A 20,205-nucleotide genomic window follows, 5' to 3' on the forward strand; every position below is an offset into this window, starting at 1 on the left:
CGGCAATGCAGCCATGAGCGTGAATGTCCTTTTGTTCTAAAAAGGAGTTCTGATCATGCGACCGGATGTGTCGGTCATCGTGCCCGCCTTCGACAGCGCACAGACCCTCGGGGCCTGCCTCGCCGCCGTCCGCGCCCAGCGGGAGCCGGTCGCCGAGGTGATCGTCGTCGACGACTGCTCCACCGACGGCACCCGCGAGATCGCCCGCGCCTTCGGCGCCACCGTCGTCGAACAGCCCGAGAACCGCGGCCCGGCCGCGGCGCGCAACGCCGGCATCCGCGCCAGCCGCGGCGACGTCCTGTTCTTCCTCGACGCCGACTGCGCCCCCGAGCCCGACGCGCTCGCCGTGGCCCTGCGCATCATGCGCGACGAGCCCGACGTCGCCTGCGTGCACGGCATCTACTCGCTGCGGCCGCTCTTCGACGACGGCCCGGTCGAGGCGTACCGCCTGCTGCACGGCCACTACTGGCGGCTCAAGCACGCCGGGCGCGTGCGCACCACCCTCTTCGCGGTGTGCGCGATCCGCCGGTCGGTCTTCGACGAGGTCGGCGGCTTCGACGAGCGGCTGCGCGCGTCCGAGGACGTCGAGGTCGGCGACCGGATGCCGGCCCGGCTCGGGATCGTGCTCAGCCCCGCGATGGTGTGCCGGCACGACGACGACAGCCGGCTCCTCGCGCTGCTGCGCAAGCAGTTCCGCCGCTCGCAGCTGCTCGTGCCGGTCGCCCGGCACGAGCGCGGCCCGGCCGGCATCCGGGCGAACTCCGCCGCCACGGTCGGCCTCGCCGGCCTGACCGCGGTGGCCCTGCCGCTCGCCGTGCTCTGGGCCTGGGCGCCGCTGCTGGCGTTGCTCGGGTTCGCCGTGGCCGATCCGGGGCTGCTGCGGTTCGTGCTGCGGCAGCGGGGACCCGCCTTCGCGGTGTACTTCTTCGCCGTACACCTGCTGGTCGTCTGGTCCGTGCTGGCCGGCGCGCTCGTCGGCGCGCTGCGCCCGTCGCCGTTGCTGGGGCCCGCATGAAACCGGCGGTGGTGCTGCACTACGCGTGGTTCGCGGCCCGGGCGCTGGGCGTGCTGCGGCCGCGGCTGGGCCCCGTCTTCCGCGTCGAGGGGCGCGCGGTCGCGCTGACCGTCGACGACGGGCCTCACCCCGAGTGGACCCCGCCGCTGCTGGACCTGCTGGCCCGCCACGACATCCGGGCCACCTTCTTCCTCATCGGCGACCGCGTCCGGGAGCGCCCCGACCTCGCGCGCCGCGTCGCCGACGCCGGCCACGTGCTGGGCAACCACTCGATGACGCACCCGCACCCGTTCGCGGGGCTCACCCCCGGCTCGATCGAGGACGAGATCGCCGGCGCCCAGGACGCGATCGCGGAGGCGACGGGAGTCGTACCGCGGGTCTTCCGCGCCCCCTCGGGGAACTGGTCACCGGCGGTGCTGCGCGCCGCGGCCCGCCACCGCCTCACCCCCGTCGACTGGACCGTCAACCCGAGCGACTGGCGCAGCCCCGGCACCGCGCACATCGAGCGCGTGCTGTCCCGCAGCCGCCCGGGCCACATCATGCTCTGCCACGACGGGGGCGGCGACCGGTCCCAGACCGTCGCCGCGCTCGCCCATGTGCTCCCGCGCCTGCGCGCGCGGGGCCTGACCTTCGCGACCTTGGGGTGAGCGGCTGTGTCTGATCTTGCGATCTCGCTGTTAGGTCCCGTCCGGGCCCGGCGCGGTCCCGCCGCGCTGTACCTGGGCACGCCGCGGCAGCGGGAGGTGCTGGCCGTGCTGGCCCTGCGCTCCGGCATGGTGATGTCGGTGGCGCAGGTCGTCGACGCCGTCTGGGGACCGCGCCGGCCCACGTCCGTGGAGAACATGGTCCACACCTACATCGGCCGGCTGCGCCGCGCCCTGGAGCCGGTGCGGGAGAAGCCCTCCCGCGCGACGGTCCTGTGCTCGACCCGCCCCGGCTACACGCTCGTGCTGCCCACGTCCGCCATCGACGTCAACCTGTTCGAGCAGGACATCCGCCGGGCGCGCACCGCCCGGGCGGCCGGTCGCCTGCCCGACGCCCTCGCCTCGTTCCAGTCCGCCGTGGCCCGCTGGAGCGGCCCGCCCCTGCACGAGGCGACGGGCCCCCTCGCCCTCGGCGAGCGGACCCGGCTCGTGGAGCTGCACCAGGACGTGCTCGAGGAGATCGCCGGCGTGCGGCTGCTGCTCGGCGACGACGAGAACCTGGTCTCGGAGCTGCGCTGGATGCTGGCCGAGCAGCCGATGCGCGAGCGCCTGTGGGAGCTGCTGCTGGTGGCCCTGGGCCAGTCCTCCCGCCGCGCGGAGGCGCTGACCGCCTTCCAGGACGCGCGCGTGACGCTGGCGGACCGGCTCGGCGTGGAGCCGGGCCACCAGCTGCAGGACCTGCACCGCCGCCTGCTGCGCAGCGAGCCGGTGGGCGTGCGCCCGTGGTGGAACAGCCGGATCCCGGCCTGAGCGCACGCCGGGTCAGGCTTTGACGACGGGCGCCTTGAGCACCAGGAACGCGCCGGACGGCCCGTCGCCGAGCCGGGCCGGGACCTCGCGGTCGACCGGCACACCGCAGCCGCGCACGAGCTCGACCACGTCCCGCGCCTGCTCGACCGAGTGGATCTGCACCACGACCCGCCCCCGGTCGCTGAGCAGCCCGGGCAGGCGCAGCAGCAGGTCCCGGGCCTCCTGCGGGGTGAGGTAGTACAGCACCTCGCGGAGCAGGATCGCGTCGTAGCGCTCGGCCGTCGTGAACGTGCGGATGTCGGCGACCTCGAACGACGTGTGCGGCCGGCCGAGGCGGCGGGCCTGGGCGATCGCGGCCCGGCTCACGTCGACGCCGTGGTAGTGGCGGTAGCGGCCCGCGGGCAGGGGCATGTTGGCGCTGCTGCCGCAGCCGAGGTCGAGGATCGTCGGATGCGGGGCCCAGGTCTCGACCAGCGCGAGCGGCATCTCGCCGTCGCTGAGGCGGTCGAGGTAGCGCCAGAAACCCAGCTTGTACTGCAGGTCCCAGACGATCGAGTTGATGCGCGGGTTGGGGCGGATGTAGCGCTCGACCGGGGTGCGCAGCAGACGCGACACGCGGGCCAGCACGGCGTTGAGCACGGGGACTCCTCTACGTGGGGACGTTCAGGGCGGGCCGGCGGCGGTGCATCAGCTCGGCGGTCACGAGGCCGCCCGCGCCGACCAGCATTTCGCTCAGGGAGCAGACCAGGCGGCTGGCCAGGACCACCGACGTGGCCACCGAGAACGGCAGCACCGTCACCAGGCCGACCATGACCACCGCCTCGCGCACGCCCAGGCCGTCCGGCGCCACGAGCACCACCACGCCCGCGACCGCGCCCGCGGCGAAGCCGCCGATGCACAGCAGGTACGACGAGGCCGGGGGCGCGCCCGCCACCACCGCCAGCAGCCACAGGTGGTGGCCCGACACGATCCACGACAGCGTCTGCGCGGCCACCGCCCGGCGCATGCCGCGCTCGGACGCGAGCACCTCCGGCGGCGGCCGGCGCAGCACCCGCGAGGCGAACCCGAGGACCGTGTTGAACAGGGCGGGACGGACCAGCAGCGCCGCGACGGGGACGGCGGCCAGCAGCAGCCAGCCGAAGCGCCCGCCGGCCAGGCCCGGCCCCGCGGCGATCCCCACGGTCAGGCCGGTCAGCGCGACCACGCCCCAGCTCAGGACGAACAGGCCGGCCAGGCGCACGGGCCCGACGTCCACCTCGCGGCCCATGCGCAGCAGGACCGGCAGGGCGATGAACCGGCCCGGCAGGAACTTCGTCAGGAAGCCCACGAAGAACAGCCGGCTCGACGTCCACCCGCTCACCCGCGCGCCCAGGTCGGCGAAGAGCGCGCGCCAGGAGACGAGGCCGAGGACCAGGCCGGCGGCGTTGAGCAGCGCGGCCAGGCCGAGGACGCCCGCGACGCGCGCGACGCCGAGGTGCCCGGCCAGGTCGCGGGCCGGGGCCCAGTCCTGCGCGCCGAGGAACAGCACCAGCCCCACGGCCAGGGCGACCCCGAACAGGGCCGTGAACGCCTGGTGCAGGCGGCGGGTGCCCAAAGCCATGCCGGCGAACTCGACGACGTGGGTGAGCCACCGGATCAGCACGAACGAGGGGCCGTAGCGCAGCACGGACCGGTCGAGCACCAGGAAGCCCAGCAGCGCCAGGACCGGCGCGAAGCCGAGGACGGGCCGCCACCACGCCAGCAGGGTCAGGGGCGGCACGGCCGCGGCCGAGGTCATCGTGGCGACCGCGGCCACGTCGATCCCGCGGCGCCGGCGCACGGACGGGGCGGAGATCGTCGTCGCGTACGTGCGGGCCCGGCGGAACACCTCCCGCAGGTACGGCACCAGGCGGTCGGTGTCGTCGTGGAACCCGACCACCGCCGCGCTCATCCGGATCTGCCACACGTCCGGCAGGCGGGTGCCCCACTCGACGTCCTCGGCGTCGCGCAGCGCCTCGTCGAAGCCGCCGACGGCCGCCCAGGCCTCGCGGCGCACGGCGGTGATCGCGAAGAGCGTGGCGTCGGCGACCCCCGCGCGGCGGCTGCGCCAGTGGTGCTCGGCCCGCGTCTTGTACGCAGCGACCGGCCCGCCGCCGGGGAACATCGGCCGGTCCGCGTAGATGCCCTGCACGACGCCGCAGGACGGGTGCCGCTCGAGCTCCCCGACCGCGTTCGCCAGCGCGTCGGGCGCCGGCGCGACGTCGGAGTCGACGAACATCAGCACGTCCCCGGTCGCCAGCTCGGCGCCCCGGTTGCGCGCGTGCGACACGCCGCGGTTGACCGCGAGGCGCAGGAGCCGGATGTCGTACCGCGCGGCGATGGCCGGCGACGCGTCGGTGCTCGCGTCGTCGACGACGATGACCTCGGCCGGCGGCACCGTCTGCGCGAACACCGCGTCGAGGCACGCGGCGAGCGACCGTTCCTTGTCGAAGTTGGCGATGATGACTGAGACGCGCACGGCCCGACGCTATCGGCGCCACATCGACCGGACCTCGACGCGACCTTGACTACGCAGCGTGCGCCCCGGGTGCGGCGGTCCGGCCCGAGCGGCCCGCCGCGGGTCACCCCTCGAACCACACCCGCAGCTGCTTCGCGGCCTGGGCCCGAGCGACCTTGCCGGCCTCGAGCGAGCCGGCCATGGCGAAGAACCCGTGGATCATGCCCTCGTAGCGGGTCACCGCCACCGGCACGCCCTCCTGGGCCAGCCGGGCCGCATACCGCTCGCCCTGGTCCCGCAGCGGGTCGTACTCCGCGGTGATGACCAGCGCCGGCGGCAGCCCCGCGAGGCTCTCGGCCTGCAGCGGCGAGGCGAGCGGGTGGTGGGCGTCGTCGGGGTCGGCGAGGTAGTGCTCGCGATACCAGGCCACCGAGTGGCGGTTGAACAGGTAGGTGTCGTCGTTGGCGCGCATCGACTCGTCGTCGGCGGTCTGGTCGGTGTTCGGGTAGACCAGCAGCTGACCGGCGAGGGCCGGGCCGCCCGCCTCCCGCGCCATGAGGGTGATGCCCGCGGCGAGGTTGCCGCCCGCGCTGTCGCCGCCGACGGCCACGCGGGCCGGGTCGGCGCCGAGCGCGGCCGCGTTGGCGACCACCCACTCGGTCGCGGCCCAGCAGTCCTCGACCGCGGCCGGGAACGGGTGCTCGGGCGCGAGCCGGTAGCCGGGCACGGCCACGATGCACCCGGCCGCGTTGGCCAGGCCGCGGGCGATGCCGTCGGCGGTGTCGACGGTGCCGAGGACCCAGCCGCCGCCGAAGCAGTACATGAGCACCGGCAGGTCCCGGGCGGCGCTGGGGCGGTAGACGCGGACCACCAGCCGGCCGCCGGGTCCCTCGATCCAGTGCTCGGTGACCTCGTGGACCGGCTCGGGGCGGCCGCCGGCGGCCCGGATCGAGGCGAGGTCGGCGACGCGGGCGGCGTCCAGGCTCATCGTGTAGAGCGGCGCCACCGCGTCGCGCTCCTTGGCGTCGCGCATGGCCTGCACCTGCGGGTCGAGCGGCATCAGCGGGACTCCTCCAGACGCGCGAGGCGGCCGAGCACCGCCGCCGCGGCGATCCTATGGCTGTAGGCGTTGCCGTGCAGCCCGTCCTCGCCGGTGAGGACCTCCCCGGCGGCGATCGCCGGGTGGTGCGACAGGTCGGCGTGCACGGTGCCGAGCCGGGCCGCGAGCGCGTTGGTGCGCCGCGCGAGCAGCGCCATCCGCCGCGCGAAGCCCGTCCCGAGCCAGGCCGGCATCTTCGGGTACTCGGCCATGACGAAGACCGAGACCGTGATGACGGTCGCGCCCGCGCGCTGCAGCGGCTCGACGATCCCCGCGAACGCCGCGTCGACCTCGTCCGCGCGGGCCTCGTAGCCGGGCCGCATGGCGTCGTTCGCGCCGCACACCACCATCGCCAGGTCCGGCGCGAACGCGAGGGCCCGTGGAAGTTGCGCGTCGCGGACCTCGGCCGCGCGCAGGTTGCGCACGCCGAGGTTGACGAACGCGTCCGGCTCCAGCGCGTCGCGCACCAGCTCGGCGAAGCCACCGGGCTGCTCGACCACGCTGTCGCCGAGCGCGCAGTAACGCCGCCAAGGGGAATATTCCGGTGCCATGTAGGCCTTTCGGCTCATGGAGGAGCGGACGGGGGTACCGATAGGCTACCGCCTATGAGGCCCCGCCGGTGACACGAGTGCGAAGCGGGCCGCCACTGCTCACCCCGCTGCTCACCGCCTCGGATTACCGGCACAGCGCCGAGCGGATCGCCGAACCGGACGTGTGGGACTTCATCGAGGGCGGCGCCGAGGACGAGCGCACCCTGGCGGCCAACCTGCGGGCCTTCGACCGGGTCCGGCTGCGCCCGCGGATGCTCGCCGGGATCCCGGATGCCGACACCCGCGTCTCGCTGTTCGGGACGCGGTACGCGACCCCGATCGGCGTCGCCCCCACCGCCTACCACCGGCTCGTGGACCCCGAGGGAGAGGTCGCGACCGCGCGTGGGGCGGGCGCGGCCGGGGCGCTGTTCGTCGTGGGCATGTTCGCCAGCCGCACCGTCGAGGACGTCGCCGAGGCGTCCACGTCCGGGCTGTGGCTGCAGCTGTACTGGCTGCGCCGCCGCGACGTCATGCGCGCCCTCGCCGAGCGGGCCGAGCGGGCCGGCTACGGCGCCCTCATGCTCACCGTCGACGTGCCCCGCATGGGCCGCCGCTGGCGCGACATGCGCAACGGCTTCGCCATCGGCGGCGGGGTCGCCGCGGTCAACATCGACCCGGCCGTGATGGCCTCCGCGCACGAGCGCGACGCCGGCCGCTCCGCGATCGCCACGCACACCGCGGACGCGTTCGACCCGACGCTGACCTGGTCCGACCTTGCCTGGCTGCGCTCCTGCACCCGGCTGCCGCTGGTGCTCAAGGGCATCCTGACCGCCGAGGACGCCGCGCTGGCGGCCGAGCACGGCGCCGACGCGATCGTGGTGTCCAACCACGGCGGCCGCCAGCTCGACGGCGCCGTGGCGAGCCTCGACGCGCTCACCGAGGTCGTCGACGCCGTCGGCGACCGGCTCCCGGTGCTCTTCGACGGCGGGGTCCGCCGCGGCGCCGACGCCCTCGCCGCGCTCGCGCTCGGCGCCCGGATGGTGCTGCTGGGCCGGCCGCCGCTGTGGGGCCTCGCGGCCGGCGGCGCCGACGGCGTGGCCGGGGTCCTGCGCGCGATGACCGGGGAACTGGAGCACGCCATGGTGCTGTCCGGCCGCCCGGCGCTGGACGCCCTCGACCGTTCGCTCGTGCGCACAGGAGGCGCCTGATGGTGGTGTTGTCCCGCGAGCAGCTGCACACCTCGGTCGTCGACCCGGTGTCGGCGTCCATGAACTTCCTCAACGAGGTCGCCGGGCGCTATCCCGAGGCGATCTCGCTGGCCGCCGGGCGCCCGTTCGACGACTTCCACACGCCGTCCGACGCCGACAAGCACCTGCAGGCGTTCCGGGCCAACCGGCCGGTGCTCATGCAGTACGGGCGGACGAACGGCCACATCGGCGACCTCATCGCCCGGATGCTCGAGGTGGACGAGCACATCCAGGTCCCGGCGGCGGCGGTGATGGTCACGACCGGCTGCCAGGAGGCGATGGTCATCGCCCTGCGCGGCCTGTGCGCCGGCCCGGACGACGTGGTGCTCGCGGCCGAGCCGTGCTACGTCGGGCTGACCGGCGCGGCGCGCATCCTCGGCGTCGAGGTCGTCGGCGTGCCGGAGTCGCCCGACGGGCTGCGGCCCGGGACCGTGCGGGAGGTCGCCGCCGCCACCCGGGCCCGGGGCAAGAACCCGCGCGCGCTGTACCTGGTGCCGAACTTCGCCAACCCCTCCGGCGTCTCCCTGCCCGTGCCGGTGCGGCGGGCCCTGCTGGCCGCGGCCGCCGACGAGGACCTGCTGATCCTCGAGGACGACCCCTACGGGCTGTTCGGCCTCGACGACGAGCCCCGCCCCACCCTCAAGAGCCTCGACAGCGACCAGCGGGTCATCTACCTCGGCTCCTTCGCCAAGTCCTACTTCCCCGGCGCCCGCCTCGGCTACCTCGTCGCCGACCAGCCCGTCGTCGACGCCGCCGGCCGGCACACCCTGCTCGCCGAGGAGCTCTCGACGGTGAAGAGCATGCTCACCGTCAACACCTCGGCGCTGTCCCAGGCGGTCGTCGGCGGCATGCTCATCGACGCCGGCTTCAGCCTGCGCGCCGTGAACCAGGCGAAGATCGCGTTCTACCGCAACAACCTGCGCACGCTCCTGGCCGCGCTGGAGCGCCACTTCGCGGGCACCCCGGTGCGCTGGAACAGCCCGAGCGGCGGCTTCTTCGTCGTCTGCGACGTGCCCGCCGACGCGTCCGGGGAGCTGCTGGAGCGCTCGGCCCAGGACTACGGCGTGCTCTGGACCCCGATGCGCTTCTTCTACGTCGGCGGCGGTGGCGAGCGGGCGCTGCGGCTGTCCTGCAGCGCGCTGGAGCCGGCCAGGATCGAGGAGGGCGTGCGGCGCCTGGCCGCCCTGCTGCTGCGGTGAGCGCGGTCGTCGACGTCTGGCTGGTCGACACCCGCGCCCCGTTCGAGTCCGCACTGGACGCCCACGAGCTGCGGCGACGCGACGCGCTGGGCCGGGCCGAGGACCGCCGGCGCTTCGACGCCGCGCACTCGGCCCTGCGCCGGATCCTCGAACCGCGGGTCGGCCCGGTGCGCTGGAGCCGCGGCCCCAACGGCAAGCCGCACCTGGCCGGCGAAGCGTGCCAGGTGAACCTGTCGCACGCGGGGGAGTGGGCGGCGATCGCGGTCACGCCCGCGCGGCCCGTCGGCGTGGACCTGCAGGACGCGGTCGCCGGGCTCGACTACGCGGCGATGGCGCGCCGGTTCTTCCCGCCCGCCGAGGCCGAGCTCGTCGCCGCGCGCGGGGCGGAGGCCTTCGCGCTGCTGTGGGCGCGCAAGGAGGCGGTGGTGAAGGCGGCCGGGGACCGGCTCACCCGCGGCCTGCGGCTGCCCGTGGCCGGGGACCCGCCGCCGGCCGTCACCCACGACGGCACCGGCTACACCCTCGCCGACCTCGAGGCGCCGGAGGGATTCCGGGCCGCGGTCGCGCTCGCCGGCCCGGAACCGTTCAGCATCCGAAGGCACTGACGCAGAGGTACCCCAGCGCCGGGTCGAAGTCCGCGACCACCGCGGGACCGTCCACCGACGCGAGGGCCTCCCAGACGCCCGTCATCGGCTGCGCGGGATCGGCGAGCACGACCCGGTCCGCCTTCACCCCGACGCCCGCGAGGTGCCCGCCCAGCACGACCGTCGCGCCGCCGGCCTCGCCGAGCAGGTCCACCACGTCGTGCGGGCCGGCCCCGCGCACGATTCGCGGCCGCGCCACCTCCACAGTGGACGGACCCAGGTGCAGGGCGACCGCGCAGTGCTCGGCCGGCACCTCGGCGGGCACGCCCGGCTCGTACGGCAGCGCCGACTGCTCGGCCACGACGAGCAGCGCCCGCTCGTACGTGCCCGACCCGGCGTAGTCGCGCAGCAGCCGCAGCGCGGTGTGCGCCCCCGCGCGGCCTTGGTCCGAGACGGACAGGGCCATCGGGCCGCCCGGGCACACGTGGCTGAGCCAGGTCGCCGTCGCGCGGCCCGGCTCGACGTCGGGGATGTCGTACGCGAGCACGAGCGCGTCCACCGGCTCGTCCGGCAGCAGCGCCGCGGCCATCTCGCCGTAGGACTGCCCGCCCGCCATGCCGCCCGGCGCGCCCAGCGCGTACGGCTCCAGCAGGTCGCCGAGGTAGGTCGCCAGGCGCGCGGCGTGCCCCGGGTCGCCGGCCTGCGCGGCCGGCTCGCGGAACCGCCGCGCCACCGCGCGCCGCAGACCCCAGGCCGGGCTCACTCCTCGTCCAGCAGGTTGCCCGCGACGTAGCTCGCGAGCGTCCCGACCGTCTCGAAGTCGTCGCGGCCCAGGTCCTCGACGCTGATCTCCCGCTCCAGGCGGTCCTCCAGCTCCAGCACCAGCTCCAGGCCGGTCGTCGAGCTCATGCCCAGGTCGTCCATGAGCGTGGTGCCCTCGGACGCGTCGGGCACCTCCCGCTTGAGCACGCGGGGCAGCAGGGCGCAGATCGTCTCCACGACGTGCTCGCGCAGGACCGGATCGATGGTCGTGGTGTCGGACACGGCAGTTCCTCCAGAGTGCGGGCTGATCAGTGCTCGAAGACCATGGCGGAGAACGTGGCGCCGCGGCCGGCCCCGGCGGCGGCGATCACGTAGCGGTCCCCGGGCCGCAGCAGGCCGCGCTCGACCGCGGTCCGGTGGTTGATGAACGCGTCGGCGCAGAACACGTGCCCGATGGCGGCGACGTGCTCCAGCAGCACCCGCTCCAGCGGGAACCCGATCCGCCTGCAGGTGCGCTGCCAGGCGACCTGGTTCACGTTGTGCGGCAGGATCACCGCGATGTCGCCGAGCCCGAGCCCGGCCCGCGCCACCGCGGCGGTGACGGCCTCGCCGAGCGCGTCGTGGTAGATGCGCTGGAACTCCTGCGCGACCTCGTCGAGGTCCCCGTCGAACTCGCCGCGCAGCCGGGCCACGTAGGCCAGCAGCCGGTCCCGCTCGCCCGACGCGGCCACGAGGCAGGCCGCCGCCCCCTCGCCGAACATCGAGGTCTCCGGCACGAACCGGGCCTCGCCGGTGAACGCCTTCTCCCCGGCCAGCACGATCGCCAGCCCGTCGTCGCCGTCGGCCGCGAGCAGGCGCCCGGCGAGGTCGACGGCCAGCAGCCCGGACGCGCACGCCTGCTGCCCGACCGCGAACGCCTGCGCGTGGCCGAGGCCCACCGCGGCGAGCGCGTCGTGCAGGGGATTGCGGGGGTACGGCACGACGACCGGAAACGTCCGGGCGTAGAGCACGTACCGGACCCGGGCCTTGCGCTGCTCGTCCAGCGCGAGGTCCTCGAGGGCCAGCCGCAGCAGCCCGGTCAGCGACTCGTCCGAGCGGGCCGCCTCGCCGAGCTTGTGGTAGCGGCGGAACACCCGCACCTGCATCGGCGTGAGGTCGAACTCCTCGGCGTAGGACTCGATGGAGACCCGCGCCCCGGGCACGAAGGTGCCGATCCCGGCCAGCGTCGTCATGGCGTCTCCTCCAGCATCGCGATCGCCTCCCGCACGGCGCGCTCCTCGGCCCGCCGCAGCAGCGCCTCGGCCCCGGCCGCCGGCAGCCGGGAAGTGTCGGTGAACACGGTCAGCAGCAGCGCGCCGGGGTCCTCACCGTCGTCGTCGATGTCGATGCTGAGCGGGTCGAACGGGTCGTCCTGCTCGACGGTCCAGCGCAATGCGCCCGGGGCCGCGGCGCGCAGCGCGTCCGCGTCCGGCACCGGCCCGCCGAAGCCCTGCCGGGTGGCGACCCGGCGGTCGTTGCACCACAGCCCGGCGTCGGGGTCGGCGCCCGCCCGCGCGTAGAGGCCGGCGACGGCGTCCGGGTCCACGTAGGCGTACTTGTACGCGGCCATCGCCGCGACCCCGACCCGCCGCAGCGCCTCGGCGAACGGCTCCCCGGCGACGTCGGCGGCGCAGATGCCGCGCTGGGCCACCATGGCGACCACCCGCTCGAACCCGCGCCGGAACCGGTTGCTCACCATCGGGCGCAGCACCGCGGGCCCGGCCCCGGGCAGCGCCTGCGCGAACAGCGCCATGAGCACCTGCGAGGAGTCGACGTCGGCCCGCTGCGACAGCACGTGCACGGCGAGCGGCAGCGCGGTGGTGCGCAGCTCCCCGCGCAGGAACCGCCCGGCGGCCGGCGGCGGCTTCGCGGGGAGGCGGGCGATGGTGCGCTCCCAGTGCCGCAGCGCCTTGGCGTTCTGGCGCCGGCCGGCGTCGCTCGCCTGCCACCGCGCCTGGTCGAGGGGCGGCGGGCCGGTGTCGGGATCGGCGTTCGCGCGGCCGGCGACCTCGGCCAGGAACAGCCGCCCGCCGAGGCCGTCGGTGACCAGGTGGGTCATGACCGTGGACAGGTGCGTGGGCGCGCCGCGGTGCCGGACCACGGCCATGCGCACCGGCCACTCCTCGACGAAGTCGAAGGGGCGGGCCCGGTCCCGCGCGTCGAGCGCGACCACGAACGCCTCGGGGTCGGCGTCGTCCGGGCAGTCGAAGACGTCGAGGCCGATCGTGCCGCGGCCGGCCACGCTCTGCAGGGGCCGTCCGCCGGCGGTGAACCGCAGCCGGGTGCGCATCGGCGGGTAGCGCCGCATGATCCAGCGCAGCTCGTCGGCGACGCCGGCCAGCGTGGTGCCCGGGGCCAGCCGCGACCAGCCGCCGATGGGCAGCCAGGAGCGCTGGCGCAGCATCGTCAGCCAGATCTCGCGCTGGCCCCAGGACAGCTCGCCCAGGCCGGCCCCGTCGCCGCTGAACCGCACCGGGATCCGCCGGACGGGTGTGAGCGCGACGCCGGGCGCACCCGCGCCGGGCGCCACGCGCGCGGCCGTGCCCGTGACTGTGGCCGTGGCTTTGGCCGTGGCCGGGTCAGGCATGCGCCATCGCGGCGAGGTGCCGCTGGCGCATGAGGAACTTGCGCACCTTCCCCGTCGGCCCGACCACGATGTCGTCCGCACCGAAGACGACGACGTTGCGCAGCGTCGCACCCGCGGCCGCGGTCAGGGCGCCCCGGACCGCCTCGGTGCGCTCCGCCGCCGGGTCGGCCCCGGCGTGCAGGGAGAGCAGCACGTCGGTGACGACGGCGCCCTGCGGGGTGCGGGCCGAGACCACGGTGCAGTCGCGCACCTCGGGCACCGCCCGCAGGATCCGCTCCTCCGACATGGCGGTGTAGAGCCACTCGCCGCCGCCGAGGTCGATGGCGTCCACGGCCCGGTCGACGTGGTAGTAGTAACCCTCCTCGTCGCGGTACATGAGGTCGCCGGTCAGGTAGTAGCCGGCCAGCCGGTTGCGGTAGGTGTTGACGTGGTCGTTCCAGTAGCCGGGGGCGAGCGTCGGCGACTTGAGCCCGAAGTGCCCGACGGCGCCGACCGGCACCTCGGCGCCGGTCTCGGTGTCGAGCAGGGCGACGTCGGCGAAGACGTGCGGGACGCCGACGCAGCGGCCGTAGCGCTCGGTGTCGCTGCGGTGGGTGATGTGGAAGGCGCTGTGGCCCATCTCGGTCGAGCCGAGCCCGTCGACGAAGCTGGAGCCCTTGACCCGCCGCACGCCCTCGCGGGTGACCACGTTGCGGCTGCCGGCGTTGACGAGGTTGCGGATGTGCGGCTCGTGCGCGCAGTCGCCGGTGTTGAACCACAGCGACACCGAGTCGACGTCCTGCGCGGCGAGGTCGTAGCGGGCCAGCTCGGCCCAGGTGACGGCGAAGCCGAACACGCCGGTGGGCCTCCAGTCGCGGATGGCCGCGAGGACCGCGTCGCCGTCGTCCTGCCGCGACAGGAACGCCAGCTCCGAGCGGTTGCTCAGGGCGTGGTTGATGGTCATGATGCCGGCCGCGTGGGGGGCGGGCAGGGCGCTGAGGATGCGCTCGGTGCCCTGGGCGCGGGGGCCGCTGAGCCGGATGCGGCGGGTGGCGTGGAACAGGCTCGCGTGCGAGTGCACGACGGCGGTCGGCATCCGGGTGGTGCCGGAGGAGTGGGTGATGGCGATCGGGTCGTCCGCGTGGTGGCGAAACGCCACGGGCGCGTCCGCGGGGTCGGCGCGGCCGGTCCCGGCCACGTCGTGCACCGCGAGGTCACTGAGGTCCTGGCCCTCCAGGCGCTCGCGGTGGGCCGCGTCGGTGAGCAGCGCGACGCCGCGCAGCTTGCGGATGTACTGCGCCGCGATGTCCCCGGGAATGTTCGGGTTCATCAGCGCCGGGATGGCGCCGAGCCAGGTCAGGCCCATCCAGTGCAGGAAGCAGTCGGCGGCGCTGCTCACGTAGACGGCGACGGGGTCGCGGCGGCGGATCCCGGCCGCGTGCAGCCACGCGGCGCGGGCCGCGGCGCGGGTGTAGAGCTCGCCGAGGGTGAGCGGGTGCCAGGCCGGGAACCCGTCGACCGGGGTGTCGAACGTCATGCCGGGCCCGTCCGGCGGGGCGCCGTGCTCGATCAGCTTGTGCAGCACGTTGCCGGCCCCGACGCTCGGGTCGGCGGCGAGCGCCGCCCGGATGTTCGCAGCAGCCATGGTGTCTCCCTCTATTTCGCCGGCAGGAAGGGCTTCAGGACGACCTCGGTGCCGTCGGCGCGCAGGGCGGGCGGCAACGCGGGGAACTCGTGGCGGGTGGCGGGGCGGCCGGGGATCAGCGCCCAGACCTCGCCGGTGCCGGAGCCGGCCGCGACCGTCTCGACGGCGGCGGCGACCTCGTGCGGGCTCAGCAGCGGGATCCTCTGCTTGCGCAGCAGCCGCCCGGTGATGCCCAGGAACGGGGTGTCGGTGAACCCGGGGCACAACGCGTTGATCCGCACGCCGCGCGGCCCGAGCGGGGTCGACAGGGCCCGCACGTAGCCGACGACGGCGGCCTTGGTGAGCGCGTAGACCGGGTTGGCCCGCTCCGGCCCGAGCGCGGCCAGCGAGGCGACCGCGACGATCTGCCCGCCGGAGCGCTCCAGGGCCGGCAGGGCGGCGTCCACGCCGAACACGACCCCGTCGAGGTTCACGCCCAGGGCGCGGCGGTACCGCACGACGTCCACGCCGGGATCGGGCGGCACGTCGGACTGGATGCCCGCGGCGAGCACGAGCAGGTCGAGGGCGCCGTGCGTGCCGAGGGCCCGCGCCACCATGTCCGCGTTGCCGGCCGGGTCGGCGACGTCGGCGCGCACCGCGGTCCCGCCGCACTCCTTCGCCACCCGCTCGGCCGCGTCCAGGTCCAGGTCGGCGACGACGACCGACCAGCCGGACGCGGCCAGCCGCGCGCAGATCGCGGCCCCGATGCCGCCAGCGCCGCCGGTGACGAGTGCGACCGGCACGTCAGGCCTCCTGACCCAGTTTGGCGACGTCCTCGACCGCGGCCCGCAGCTGGGCCCGGCTGGGCTGCAGCGCCAGGTCGAGCTCGCGCGCGAACGGCAGCACGGCGCCGTCGGGGCGGGTCACGCGGCGCGGGGGCGCGACCAGGCGCATCCCCTCCGCGGCCGAGGCGAGGATCTCCCCGGCGATGCCGCAGGAGCGGTTGGAGTCGTCGACGACCACGAGCCGCCCGGTGCGCTCCAGCGACGCGGCCAGGCCCGCCCAGTCGAAGGGGTGCAGGGTGCGGGGGTCGAAGACCTCGACGGAGACGGTACCGGCGAGCTCCTCGGCGACCGCGAGCGCGTCGTGGACGAGATGGCCGACCGCGACCACCGTCACGTCCTGCCCGGCGCGGTGGACGCGGCCCACCCCGAGCGGGATCGGCTCCAGGGCCGCGAAGTCCACGTCGGCCCGCACGCCGGCCGCGCCCGCCGGGGCGAAGACCACCACCGGGTCGTCGTCGCGGATCGCGGTCACCAGCAGCCCGTAGGCGTCGGCGGGGGTCGCGGGCACGACGGTCTTCACGCCGACGTGGGCGAAGAGGCTGTACGGATGGTCGGAGTGCTGGCCCGCCCAGCCGCCCCGGGAGCCGGAACTGGGCAGCAGGTACGTCACCGGCACCCGGGTCTGCCCGCCGGTCATGAGGGAGAACTTGTGCGCCTGGTTCGCGATCTGCTCGAAGGCCAGGAACAGCAGCGCCGGGATCTGGAACTCGATCAGCGGCCGCTGCCCGCACAGGGCCGCACCGGTGGCGAAGCTCGTGAACGCCTGCTCGGAGATGGGCATGTCGACGACCCGCTCGGGCCCGAACTTCTTGTGCAGCCCGGTGGTCACGTTGCTCACCGCGACGCGCACGTCCTCGCCGAACACGCACACGGCCGGGTCGCGCTCCATCTCCGACGCGATCGCGCGGTTGAGCGCCTTGAGGTACGACAGGATCGTCATGCCGCACCCACCCGCACCCGCAGGCCGTCGGCGTAGAGGTGCTCGAGCGCGGTATCGGGGTCCGGCATGGGGCTCTCCTTGGCGAAGCGCACGGCGGCCTCCAGGACGTCCTCGATCTCGTCGTCGACGCGGGCCCGCTCGGCCGGGCCGAGCCGCGCGGCCTGGATCTGCACGGGGTCGCGGGACGTGCCGTCGGCGACCTCGGCGTCGGTGCGGTAGCGGGGCCGGGCCGCGTGCTCCCAGGTGTGGTGGGCGTCGAACCGGTAGGCGACACACTCCACGAGCGAGGGCCCCTCGCCGGCCCGGGCGCGCTCGACGGCGGCGCGCGCCGCGGCCAGTACGGCCTCCGGGTCCGCACCGTCCACCGTGGACGCCGGGATGCCGAACGCCCCGGCGCGCCCGGTGATGGTGCCGGCCACCGCGTCGGCGACGCGGGTGGTGGTGGCGAAGCCGTTGTTCTCGCAGACGAGCACGACCGGCAGCTTCCACAGCGCCGCGAGGTTGAACGTCTCCAGCACCACGCCCTGGCTCACCGCGCCGTCGCCGAAGTAGGTCAGCGCGACCCGGTCCAGGCCGGCGCGGCGGGCGGCCCAGGCGGCCCCGGCGGCGATCGGCACCGCGGCGCCCACGATCGCGTTGGCGCCGAGGATGCCCAGCGAGAAGTCGGCGGCGTGCATGGACCCGCCCCGGCCGCGGTTGAGCCCGGTCGCGCGGCCGGCCAGCTCGGCCATCGTCCGCGCCGGGTCCGCGCCCTTGGCCAGCACGTGCCCGTGGCCGCGGTGGGTGCTCGTGATGACGTCGCCGGGCCGCAGCGCGGCGCACGTGCCGGCCGCGATGGCCTCCTGCCCGAGGTACGGGTGGATGCCGCCGACGATCGTGCCGTCCCGGACGAGCTCGACGGCCCGCTCCTCGAAGCGGCGGATCAGGCGGACGGTCCGGTACAGCCCGGCGGCGTCGGTCACGGTCGGTCCCCTCAGGCCGGAACGGTCGCGTCGATCTCGGCGAGGATCCCGCTCCACAGCTTCGCCCGGGCGGCCAGGGCGAGGTTGACGGTCGCGGCGCACTCGTCCCACTTGGCCTCGTCGTCGCCGCACAGGTCGGTGACCATCTGCATGGCCATCGGCGTGTGCTGCTCGCCGTCGACCTCGATGTGGCGGGCCAGGTAGTCCACGAACGTGTCGAGCTGCCCGACCTGCTCGTTGACCTTGACGACCTGCTGGAACATGTCCGGGATCAGGTCCTCGCGGCCGAACGCGAACGCGGCCGCCTGGCAGTGCACCGGCGCGGTGTCGATGAGGTGCCAGGTGAGCGCGACGAACTCGGCGGCCGGCGCCGGCACCCCGGCCCGCCGCATCGCGGCCGGCACCGGGGTGCCGGCGCGGAGCAGGTCGATGAAGGCGTCGACGGCCGAGCGGTCGGCGCCGGCCTCGGTCATGCCCTCGAGGTACAGCTCGAAGTGGCTGATGAACCCGCCCCGCAGCTCGTCGCTCTCCTCGACCAGCACGATGTCGTTGATGAGCCGGCGGCTGCCCGTCGGCCCGGCCGGGATCCACGGGACCTCGACGCAGGTGAGGTTGCGCTGCAGCGACTTGAGCAGGGACATGAAGTCCCACACGGCGTAGACGTGGTGCTCCAGGAACGTGCGCACCGCTCGCAGGTCGTCCAGCCGGGCGTAGATGGGGTGGGTGACGACCTCCTCGCGGGCGCTCGCGATGAGCTCCTCGAGGCGGTCGATGCCGGGGTGGCGCCGGCCCCAGTCGTAACGGGACATGCGATCTCCTTCAGGGGGTTCAGGCGTTTCGCCACAGGACCGGGCAGAACTGCGGGTCCGCGTAGTCGGGCCGGCCGTCGGCGGTACGGCGGACCAGGACGTCGTGGTTGTACTGCACGACGTCGCCGCTTTCGAGCTGGTAGGCGCGGTACTCGTTCGAGCCCGGCTGCAGGTGCAACGAGATCGCCCGCCGCGGGCTCCCGCTCACGTTCGCGCCGCTGCCGTGGTAGGTGCGGCAGTGGTGGAAGCTCATGTGCCCCTTGGGGATGACCATCGGCACCTTGCGCACCTCGGCCCCGTTGTGCGCCGCGTTGCGCTCCAGCATCTTCTCGAGGTCGTCGTTGTCGCGGTCGGCGAAGTGCTTCGTGGTCGAGTCGTCCGCGCCGATCTCCTCCCACCGGTGGCTGCCGTCGACCATCGTGATGGTGCCCATCTCGACGCCGCAGTCGTGGAAGGGGATGAACGCGGTGAGCATGTCCTCGGACGTGCACGACTGCCAGTAGTGGCGGTCGAAGTGCCACGGCACGACGTTGGAGGGCTCCCCGGCGATCGGCGGCTTGTAGATGAGCGTCGACTGGAAGATCCGGATCTCGTCGGCCTGGGCGAGGCGGGCCGCGACCGCGCCGAGGACCGGCTTGCGCAGGATGCGCGCGATGTCGTCGCTCTCGTAGTGCACGTAGTCGTTGTGCCGCTGCACCGGGCCGTGCCCGGGCGTCCAGTAGGCCAGCCGGGGCGGGCGGACGGGCAGGGTCCGCGCGCGCTCGCCCGCGTAGAACCGCTCGCTGGCCGCGACGAGCTCGTCGACCTCGTCGTCGGTGAACAGCTTGCGGGTGAGGTACCAGCCGCTGCGCGCGTACTGCAGGACCTCCTCGTCGGTCGGCAGCAGCGCGAGGTCCTGCGCCGACAGCGCGAAGCCGCGTTCGATGGAAACGGTCACAGGACGGTCCTTTCCGAGGCAGTGGTATCGCGGACCGCCGCCAGCTCGCGCTCCTTCGCCGCGTACAGCGCGGGGATGTTGCTCGTGCCGAACGTCCGCGCGCCGTGGCGGTCGATGAGCTCGTTGAAGTACGTGCGCCGGATGTGCGTCGACTTCGCGAAGATCTGGTACATCTGGCCCCAGTGGTCGCGGTCGACGAGGATGCCGAGCGGCCGCAGGTCCTCGACGGGGACGTCGGTCTCGCCGAGGCGCGCCGCGAGCATGTCGTAGTAGCTGCCCGGCGTCTGGGCGAACTCGACGCCCCGCTCGCCCAGCGCGCGCACCGCGCCGACGATGTCGTGCGTGCTCAGCGCCAGGTGCTGCACCCCGGCGCCCTCGTGCCAGGCCAGGAAGTCGTCGATCTGCCCGGCGCGGCGGCTGATGTCGGGCTGGATGAGCGTGAAGGTCACCCCGCCGGACGGGCTCTGCACCACCTTGGACTGCATGCCCTGCTCGCCGACCTCGATGTACTCCTGGAAGATCATCGCGAAGCCGAAGACGCGCTCGTAGGAGGCGACGGTGCGCTCGAGCTCGCCGGCCGGCAGGCACACGGCCGCGTGGTCGATCTCGTGCAGCAGGTCACCCGCGGCCGGCACGGTCACGCCGGCCGGCATGTCGATCAGGCCCGGCAGGAACTGCGGGTCGGCGCGGTCGCGCTGGATCAGCCGGTGCGTGACGTCGCCGAAGCCGGACACCTCCGCGATCACCACGGTCGAGCCGCCGTGGGAGACGGTCCGGGGCTCCTCGATCGGGGTGGCGCCCGCGGCGACCGCCGCCGCGAAGGCCGCCCGGGCGTCGGGGCACCCGAAGGCGACGATCGCCACGCCGTCGCCGTGCTGGGCCACGTACCGGCTGGCCCGGTGCCCGCCGGAGAGCCCGGACGTGAGCAGGATCCGGATGTCGCGCTGGCCGAGCAGCACGCTGCGCTGGCCGGTCAGTCCGGTCTCCGGGCCGCCCTGCCCGTAGACGCGCAAGCCGTACTGCGCGCAGAGCTGGGCCGCCGCCGCGCGCGCGTCGCCCACGTACAGTTCGACGTGGTCGGTGTCCTGGATATCCATTGCGGGTCCCTTTCGGGGTT

21 protein-coding genes are annotated in these 20,205 nt (G+C 74.7%); 6 read left to right on the forward strand and 15 right to left on the reverse strand.

All coding sequences use genetic code 11. The features are described from left to right. Window positions 1–55: 55 nt before the first annotated feature. The 3 genes from ACQP2P_RS12265 to ACQP2P_RS12275 are packed head-to-tail and all read left to right on the forward strand — an operon-like array spanning window position 56 to window position 2,469. Complete coding sequence (locus ACQP2P_RS12265) at window positions 56–1,015, forward strand: glycosyltransferase (protein WP_433615660.1); 960 nt, start codon at window positions 56–58, stop codon at window positions 1,013–1,015. Then, window positions 1,012–1,662 carry a polysaccharide deacetylase family protein gene (locus ACQP2P_RS12270; protein WP_433615662.1) on the forward strand — a complete coding sequence of 217 codons (651 nt, stop codon included), beginning with the start codon at window positions 1,012–1,014 and terminating at the stop codon, window positions 1,660–1,662. Before ACQP2P_RS12265 ends, ACQP2P_RS12270 begins: the two co-directional genes overlap by 4 nt. Window positions 1,663–1,668: 6 nt before the next feature. Further along, window positions 1,669–2,469 (forward strand): AfsR/SARP family transcriptional regulator, encoded by an 801-nt coding sequence (locus ACQP2P_RS12275; RefSeq protein WP_433615664.1) that lies wholly within the window; start codon window positions 1,669–1,671, stop codon window positions 2,467–2,469. 12 nt (window positions 2,470–2,481) lie between these two features. Here ACQP2P_RS12275 and ACQP2P_RS12280 read toward each other — a convergent pair whose 3' ends face one another. From ACQP2P_RS12280 to ACQP2P_RS12295, 4 genes are all read right to left on the reverse strand, one after another. Next, window positions 2,482–3,108 carry a class I SAM-dependent methyltransferase gene (locus ACQP2P_RS12280; RefSeq protein ID WP_433086155.1) on the reverse strand — a complete coding sequence of 209 codons (627 nt, stop codon included), beginning with the start codon at window positions 3,106–3,108 and terminating at the stop codon, window positions 2,482–2,484. A 10-nt stretch (window positions 3,109–3,118) separates the two neighbouring features. Then, window positions 3,119–4,966, reverse strand: a complete 1,848-nt coding sequence (locus tag ACQP2P_RS12285) for a glycosyltransferase (RefSeq protein WP_433615667.1) — start codon at window positions 4,964–4,966, stop codon at window positions 3,119–3,121. Between the two features lie 103 nt (window positions 4,967–5,069). After that, on the reverse strand, window positions 5,070–6,005 hold the full coding sequence (locus ACQP2P_RS12290) for an alpha/beta hydrolase (RefSeq protein WP_433615669.1): 936 nt from the start codon (window positions 6,003–6,005) through the stop codon (window positions 5,070–5,072). Continuing rightward, complete coding sequence (locus tag ACQP2P_RS12295; protein ID WP_433615671.1) at window positions 6,005–6,595, reverse strand: GDSL-type esterase/lipase family protein; 591 nt, start codon at window positions 6,593–6,595, stop codon at window positions 6,005–6,007. The genes ACQP2P_RS12290 and ACQP2P_RS12295 overlap by 1 nt, the downstream gene beginning before the upstream one ends. 68 nt (window positions 6,596–6,663) lie before the next feature. Between ACQP2P_RS12295 and ACQP2P_RS12300 the strand changes: the two genes are divergently transcribed. From ACQP2P_RS12300 to ACQP2P_RS12310, 3 genes are read left to right on the forward strand one after another with little or no spacing between them, the layout of a single operon-like run. After that, complete coding sequence (locus ACQP2P_RS12300; RefSeq protein WP_433615673.1) at window positions 6,664–7,782, forward strand: alpha-hydroxy acid oxidase; 1,119 nt, start codon at window positions 6,664–6,666, stop codon at window positions 7,780–7,782. Continuing rightward, on the forward strand, window positions 7,782–9,020 hold the full coding sequence (locus ACQP2P_RS12305; RefSeq protein ID WP_433615674.1) for a PLP-dependent aminotransferase family protein: 1,239 nt from the start codon (window positions 7,782–7,784) through the stop codon (window positions 9,018–9,020). The genes ACQP2P_RS12300 and ACQP2P_RS12305 overlap by 1 nt, the downstream gene beginning before the upstream one ends. Continuing rightward, window positions 9,017–9,625: a 4'-phosphopantetheinyl transferase family protein gene (locus ACQP2P_RS12310; RefSeq protein WP_433615676.1), complete on the forward strand. Its 609-nt coding sequence runs from the start codon at window positions 9,017–9,019 to the stop codon at window positions 9,623–9,625. The genes ACQP2P_RS12305 and ACQP2P_RS12310 overlap by 4 nt, the downstream gene beginning before the upstream one ends. Here the strand turns inward: ACQP2P_RS12310 and ACQP2P_RS12315 are convergent. Genes ACQP2P_RS12315 through hppD form a run of 11 tightly spaced genes read right to left on the reverse strand, consistent with a single transcriptional unit; the run spans window position 9,606 to window position 20,185 of the window. Beyond that, the gene (locus tag ACQP2P_RS12315) at window positions 9,606–10,367 is read right to left on the reverse strand and encodes a 2-hydroxy-acid oxidase (RefSeq protein ID WP_433615678.1); all 762 of its coding nucleotides are present in this window, start codon (window positions 10,365–10,367) and stop codon (window positions 9,606–9,608) included. The two genes, ACQP2P_RS12310 and ACQP2P_RS12315, sit on opposite strands and share 20 nt — an antisense overlap. After that, window positions 10,364–10,648 (reverse strand): acyl carrier protein, encoded by a 285-nt coding sequence (locus tag ACQP2P_RS12320; RefSeq protein WP_433615680.1) that lies wholly within the window; start codon window positions 10,646–10,648, stop codon window positions 10,364–10,366. The genes ACQP2P_RS12315 and ACQP2P_RS12320 overlap by 4 nt, the downstream gene beginning before the upstream one ends. Before the next feature lie 26 nt (window positions 10,649–10,674). Continuing rightward, on the reverse strand, window positions 10,675–11,598 hold the full coding sequence (locus ACQP2P_RS12325) for a 3-oxoacyl-[acyl-carrier-protein] synthase III C-terminal domain-containing protein (RefSeq protein ID WP_433615681.1): 924 nt from the start codon (window positions 11,596–11,598) through the stop codon (window positions 10,675–10,677). Then, window positions 11,595–12,992: a condensation domain-containing protein gene (locus ACQP2P_RS12330; protein ID WP_433615683.1), complete on the reverse strand. Its 1,398-nt coding sequence runs from the start codon at window positions 12,990–12,992 to the stop codon at window positions 11,595–11,597. The genes ACQP2P_RS12325 and ACQP2P_RS12330 overlap by 4 nt, the downstream gene beginning before the upstream one ends. Then, on the reverse strand, window positions 12,985–14,616 hold the full coding sequence (locus ACQP2P_RS12335) for an AMP-binding protein (RefSeq protein WP_433615685.1): 1,632 nt from the start codon (window positions 14,614–14,616) through the stop codon (window positions 12,985–12,987). Before ACQP2P_RS12335 ends, ACQP2P_RS12330 begins: the two co-directional genes overlap by 8 nt. An 11-nt stretch (window positions 14,617–14,627) precedes the next feature. After that, the gene (locus ACQP2P_RS12340; protein WP_433615686.1) at window positions 14,628–15,398 is read right to left on the reverse strand and encodes an SDR family NAD(P)-dependent oxidoreductase; all 771 of its coding nucleotides are present in this window, start codon (window positions 15,396–15,398) and stop codon (window positions 14,628–14,630) included. Window position 15,399: 1 nt separating this feature from the next. After that, a complete protein-coding gene (locus ACQP2P_RS12345) occupies window positions 15,400–16,380 on the reverse strand; it encodes an alpha-ketoacid dehydrogenase subunit beta (RefSeq protein WP_433615687.1) in 981 nt (326 codons plus the stop codon). Beyond that, window positions 16,377–17,342: a thiamine pyrophosphate-dependent dehydrogenase E1 component subunit alpha gene (locus tag ACQP2P_RS12350; protein ID WP_433615688.1), complete on the reverse strand. Its 966-nt coding sequence runs from the start codon at window positions 17,340–17,342 to the stop codon at window positions 16,377–16,379. The genes ACQP2P_RS12345 and ACQP2P_RS12350 overlap by 4 nt, the downstream gene beginning before the upstream one ends. Window positions 17,343–17,353: 11 nt before the next feature. Further along, the gene (locus ACQP2P_RS12355) at window positions 17,354–18,151 is read right to left on the reverse strand and encodes a DUF3050 domain-containing protein (protein WP_433615689.1); all 798 of its coding nucleotides are present in this window, start codon (window positions 18,149–18,151) and stop codon (window positions 17,354–17,356) included. Window positions 18,152–18,170: 19 nt separating this feature from the next. Next, complete coding sequence (locus ACQP2P_RS12360) at window positions 18,171–19,088, reverse strand: phytanoyl-CoA dioxygenase family protein (protein WP_433615691.1); 918 nt, start codon at window positions 19,086–19,088, stop codon at window positions 18,171–18,173. Then, window positions 19,085–20,185 (reverse strand): 4-hydroxyphenylpyruvate dioxygenase, encoded by a 1,101-nt coding sequence (hppD, locus tag ACQP2P_RS12365; protein WP_433615692.1) that lies wholly within the window; start codon window positions 20,183–20,185, stop codon window positions 19,085–19,087. Before hppD ends, ACQP2P_RS12360 begins: the two co-directional genes overlap by 4 nt. Window positions 20,186–20,205 lie beyond the last annotated feature (20 nt).

Origin of the sequence: Dactylosporangium sp. CA-139114 (genome assembly GCF_050955725.1) — a bacterium.
Taxonomy (GTDB): Bacteria; Actinomycetota; Actinomycetes; order Mycobacteriales; family Micromonosporaceae; genus Dactylosporangium.

Coding starts and splice junctions, on each gene's coding strand:
- ACQP2P_RS12270 (WP_433615662.1), top strand. CDS start 1,012: ATGAAACCGGCGGTGGTGCTGCACTACGCGTGGTTCGCGGCCCGGGCG.
- ACQP2P_RS12335 (WP_433615685.1), bottom strand. CDS start 14,616: ATGGCTGCTGCGAACATCCGGGCGGCGCTCGCCGCCGACCCGAGCGTC.
- ACQP2P_RS12345 (WP_433615687.1), bottom strand. CDS start 16,380: ATGACGATCCTGTCGTACCTCAAGGCGCTCAACCGCGCGATCGCGTCG.
- ACQP2P_RS12265 (WP_433615660.1), top strand. CDS start 56: ATGCGACCGGATGTGTCGGTCATCGTGCCCGCCTTCGACAGCGCACAG.
- ACQP2P_RS12330 (WP_433615683.1), bottom strand. CDS start 12,992: ATGCCTGACCCGGCCACGGCCAAAGCCACGGCCACAGTCACGGGCACG.
- ACQP2P_RS12325 (WP_433615681.1), bottom strand. CDS start 11,598: ATGACGACGCTGGCCGGGATCGGCACCTTCGTGCCCGGGGCGCGGGTC.
- ACQP2P_RS12305 (WP_433615674.1), top strand. CDS start 7,782: ATGGTGGTGTTGTCCCGCGAGCAGCTGCACACCTCGGTCGTCGACCCG.
- ACQP2P_RS12295 (WP_433615671.1), bottom strand. CDS start 6,595: ATGGCACCGGAATATTCCCCTTGGCGGCGTTACTGCGCGCTCGGCGAC.
- ACQP2P_RS12355 (WP_433615689.1), bottom strand. CDS start 18,151: ATGTCCCGTTACGACTGGGGCCGGCGCCACCCCGGCATCGACCGCCTC.
- ACQP2P_RS12290 (WP_433615669.1), bottom strand. CDS start 6,005: ATGCCGCTCGACCCGCAGGTGCAGGCCATGCGCGACGCCAAGGAGCGC.
- hppD (WP_433615692.1), bottom strand. CDS start 20,185: ATGGATATCCAGGACACCGACCACGTCGAACTGTACGTGGGCGACGCG.